Here is a 4,273-nt window from a genome sequence, read left to right on the forward strand (position 1 = left end):
GTGAATCGAGAAATGTAGTTGCTAAAAATGCGAGAAATAAAAAAATGATAAGAGAAAAATCAGTTCTAAAACTCACTTTAAATTTCATTATTTGATCCAGTTATTTTCTTTATACCATTCAAAGGTTGCAGTTATATTGTCCAATAAATTTTTTGCCGGTTCAAAATTCAATATTCTTTTTGCTTTTTCATTGGAAACAAGCCAGGATTCCTGTTTCATTTCTTTGATTTTATCTCTATTTAATAAGGAAGTTTTTTTGCTGAAGAGGGAAATAAACTCAAAGAAAATCGCAACAATATCGAGTAAAAAATCAGGAACCGTGATTTTTAGGGAAGAAGTTTGCAGAACTTTTTCCAGGTTTTGGGAAAATTCTTCCAAACGAACATCTAAACCTGAGGCAAAAAATATCTCGTTGAAAGCGTTCTTATTACCCAAAGTGCTGATTATTAAATTCACTAAATCCTGAACATAGATCAGACTGATCTGCTTGTTTTTGTTTCCCGCAAATAAAGAGATGTGTTTTTTTATCAGTATGAAATAGGTCAGGAAATCTTTGTCACCCGGACCAAAAACAGCAGCAGGACGGATGATCGTCCATGATTTTTTTGCTTTGGATTGGATCAATTCTTCTGCCAGTAACTTACTTTTACCATATTTTGAAATAGGAAGACATTCGTCGGTTTCATTTTTAAATTCAAATTTTTTTGAAGGACCGCTTACTGCTTGACTGCTCAAAAAGATAAATTGTTTCAGGGAAGCTGTGGAATTATAAATATCGAGTAAAGATTCAGTTAAATCAATGTTGTTTTTTTTGAATTCCGCCCAATTTTTTGCTTTAGTCAGAGCAGCAGTATGAATTAACACTTCGTTTTTTTTCAGTAATTTTTTCAATTGATCTTTGTTTTGATAATCGACTCGCACGAGATTACAGTTAGATGGAAGCAGCATTATATCCGAGTTTTGTCTAACGAGACAAGTTATCTCAAAATCTCTTTTAAGAAGTTCTTTTGCTAAAAAACTTCCGATGAATCCATTTGCTCCTGTGATCACGATTTTTTTCATTGAGGTAAATTCAGAAATTATAACTTATCGGTCAAATAAAACTTAATTGAAACTTGCCAAATTTTTGAAATTTGGCAAGTTTTTCTAACCTTGAAAACGGTTTCCCACAGAGGAACTCTTTCAAACAGACCTTTTCAACGGTTTAGTTAAAGATTGAGAAAAAACCATTGAAAAGGTTCAGCAGGAAGAAAATACTTTGAAACCTTTTCAAGGTTTTACTTTTAAAAACTTGACTTCAAAAAGCCCTGATTTTTTTTAAATAATATTTTAGAAAAATATTAAATTGGAGTTTGAATGAATATAATTTTGATTGGAAGTCAAGGTAGCGGAAAAGGAACGCAAGCCAAATTGTTGCAGGAAAAATTTGGCTGGACTCATATCACAACCGGAGATCTTTTTCGGGAAAACATTAAAAACCGGACAGAGTTGGGAAAGATTGCTCAAACTTTTACTGATAAAGGAGAATTGGTTCCCGATAAATATGTTTTTAAAATTATTGAAGATGCATTATCAAAAGCTGAAAAAGGATTTATCCTGGATGGATTTCCGCGCAATCTTGAACAAGCGGAATTCCTTCTAAAGAAAATTCGGATTGATAAAGTTATTTTATTAGATTTAAGTGATGAAGTGGCTATTAAAAGAGTTTCTGCCCGGAGGATTTGCAGCAATTGTAAAGCTGATTATAATCTTTTATATCATCAACCAGAACTTGAAGGAATTTGTGATATATGTGGAGGTAAAATCATACAACGAAAAGATGATACGGAACTGGCAATTAAGAAAAGGTTGGAAAAGTTTCACCATGAAACAAGTAGGGCAATTAAACTTTTCGCAGAAAAAAATATGCTGATCAAAGTAAATGCAGATCGTAAATTAGAGGAAATCCAAAAAGAGATAATTTCCAAACTCGAAAAATCGTAAAATCAACTTGCCAGGTTGATATCAGTTTCATCGTTAAGTTGATATCCATCTTATCGTCAAGTTGATGTTTTGTAAGTCAACTTTCCGAAGTTGATATTAGAAAAAAGAAAAAAATGAAACCTTCAAATAATATAGTCCGGCTTTCTATCTCATTAGAAAGAATAGTATTCATAATCCTGAATTTATTTGCGATCCTCAATATTCAGTTTCTGTTTATGAATATAATCAGAATTGAAAGTGATACTGTTGGTTTATACACTAATATCTCGATTTTTACCCTTATTTTATATCTAATTACAAGACTTTTCAGTCGCGGTTTTAGCCTAAAAAAACTACTCAATTACCTTCCGGATATTTTCTTCATTATTTTAGGATTAAGCGTAAGTGAATCCGAGAGGATTTTCCAGTTTTACCTGTTGGGCAGACAAACTTTTATTCTCATCCAGAATCTTGCTCTTAAACAACATAAAGGTAAATTATTTGAAAAACTATCAGAAAATCCACCTGTTTTTGTTTTATTCAGTTTCCTTCTGGTAATTTTTATTGGAACATTACTGCTTCTATTACCTTCGGCAACATCCGAGGGAAAGATTACTTCTTTATTAGGAGCATTATTTACTTCGACTTCTGCCACTTGCGTTACCGGATTGATCGTTTATGATACAGGAACACATTTCACCTTGTTCGGTCAATTAATTATCTTATCATTGATCCAGATCGGTGGTTTGGGAATAATGACAATATCGAGTGCTTTTGCGATCATGTTGGGGCAGAAACTCTCACTCAAAAGCGAGAATTTAATTCAAAATGTGGTGGGAGAATCAAATAAGATCAACATGGTCATTCTCATAAAAGGAATCTTCTTTGTAACTATCTTTTTTGAATTTATTGGAGCTATTCTACTTTATTTTACATTTAGAAGCGAGATCTGGACCGCTCAAAAAGCCATATATCACGCCATTTTCCATTCGGTTTCTTCTTTTTGTAATGCTGGATTCAGTCTCTATTCTAACAGTTTTATGGCTTTCAGATCGAATTTGAACATTAATTTCGTGATCACAACTCTGATAATTTTCGGTGGAATCGGTTTCCCGGTAATTGTAGATATTAGAAAGATCATTTCTAATAAACTCAAATTGACTCGACTTTCGTTGCATTCAAAAATCGTTTTATCAACAACTGTCGTTTTGATTATACTCGGATTTGTCGGTTATTTTATTTCCGAATATAATTCCGAAATGAAAGGTTTCAGCATTATTGACAGAATTTATGCTTCATATTTTCAATCAGTTACAACCAGAACTGCTGGTTTTAATACGATCAATAATGCCAATTTGAGTAGAGCTTCTGTTTATATTTCCAATATTTTAATGTTTATTGGAGCATCTCCCGGTTCAACTGGCGGAGGTGTTAAGACAACTACTTTTGCGATCATTATTATATCCCTGATCGCGATGTTCAGCGGAAATAAAGATGTCAGTATTTTTCAAAGGAAAGTCGCAGAAGATATTATAAAGAAAATCATGGCTTTGATAGCTGCCTCTTTATTTCTGTTATCTATCATGATCTTCATTCTTTTATTGATCGAACCGTTTCCGTTTGAAAAAATCATATTCGAGTCTTTTTCAGCTTTTGGAACCGTCGGTCTGTCAATGGGAATTACGCCGAATTTAACATATTTAGGGAAAATAATAATCATTTTATTAATGTATTTAGGGAGAGTCGGACCACTAACCCTGATCTTTGCAATATCAGAAACGAAAATTAAAACAAACTATCATTTTACGGAAGAAAAGATAAGTATCGGATAAAATGTTGACCGAATATTTATAATCTATGAAAGTGTTTTCGGTTTAAAGAACGATGAGTCGAAGTAATTAGGAAAGAATTTTGTGATTAGTATTTCTTGTTATTCTTATCCTGTAACTGTCGGACAGCTTCTCTCGAAGGATTTACAGCATTGATAATGAGTAGTATTGGAGATTCTTCGGAAGAATTCCTTTAGAGAGTCTTCAGAATGACAAAAGAAATCTAAGTTGCTTTATATGGAGGAGAAATGGCTAAATTTGCTGTTATTGGGCTGGGTAAACTCGGAATGACAGTTGCCACAACTTTATATGAAAACGGAGCGGAAGTAATTGCCATCGATACAGATCAGAAACTGATCGATGAGATCAGCGGAAATGTTTCGGTAGCGATCAATATGAACAGCACGAACGAAAAAGCTCTCAAGATAAATAAAATCCAGGATGTGGATGCAGTTATTCTGGCAATCGGCAATAATATCGAA

4 protein-coding genes are annotated in these 4,273 nt (G+C 33.1%); 3 read left to right on the forward strand and 1 reads right to left on the reverse strand.

The window, feature by feature from the left end; translation table 11 throughout:
- Positions 1 to 87: 87 nt before the first annotated feature.
- A complete protein-coding gene (locus ENL20_00675) occupies positions 88 to 1,062 on the reverse strand; it encodes an NAD(P)-dependent oxidoreductase (GenBank protein HHE37075.1) in 975 nt (324 codons plus the stop codon).
- 294 nt (positions 1,063 to 1,356) lie between these two features.
- Between ENL20_00675 and ENL20_00680 the strand changes: the two genes are divergently transcribed.
- The 3 genes from ENL20_00680 to ENL20_00690 form a co-directional block, all read left to right on the forward strand.
- Positions 1,357 to 1,983: a nucleoside monophosphate kinase gene (locus ENL20_00680; GenBank protein ID HHE37076.1), complete on the forward strand. Its 627-nt coding sequence runs from the start codon at positions 1,357 to 1,359 to the stop codon at positions 1,981 to 1,983.
- A gap of 113 nt (positions 1,984 to 2,096) precedes the next feature.
- The gene (locus ENL20_00685) at positions 2,097 to 3,794 is read left to right on the forward strand and encodes a potassium transporter Trk (protein HHE37077.1); all 1,698 of its coding nucleotides are present in this window, start codon (positions 2,097 to 2,099) and stop codon (positions 3,792 to 3,794) included.
- A 245-nt stretch (positions 3,795 to 4,039) separates the two neighbouring features.
- Positions 4,040 to 4,273 (forward strand): TrkA family potassium uptake protein (locus ENL20_00690; protein ID HHE37078.1); only part of this gene is annotated, 234 nt, incomplete at its 3' end.

The organism is Candidatus Cloacimonadota bacterium, assembly GCA_011372345.1.
Classification (GTDB): Bacteria; Cloacimonadota; Cloacimonadia; order Cloacimonadales; family TCS61; genus DRTC01.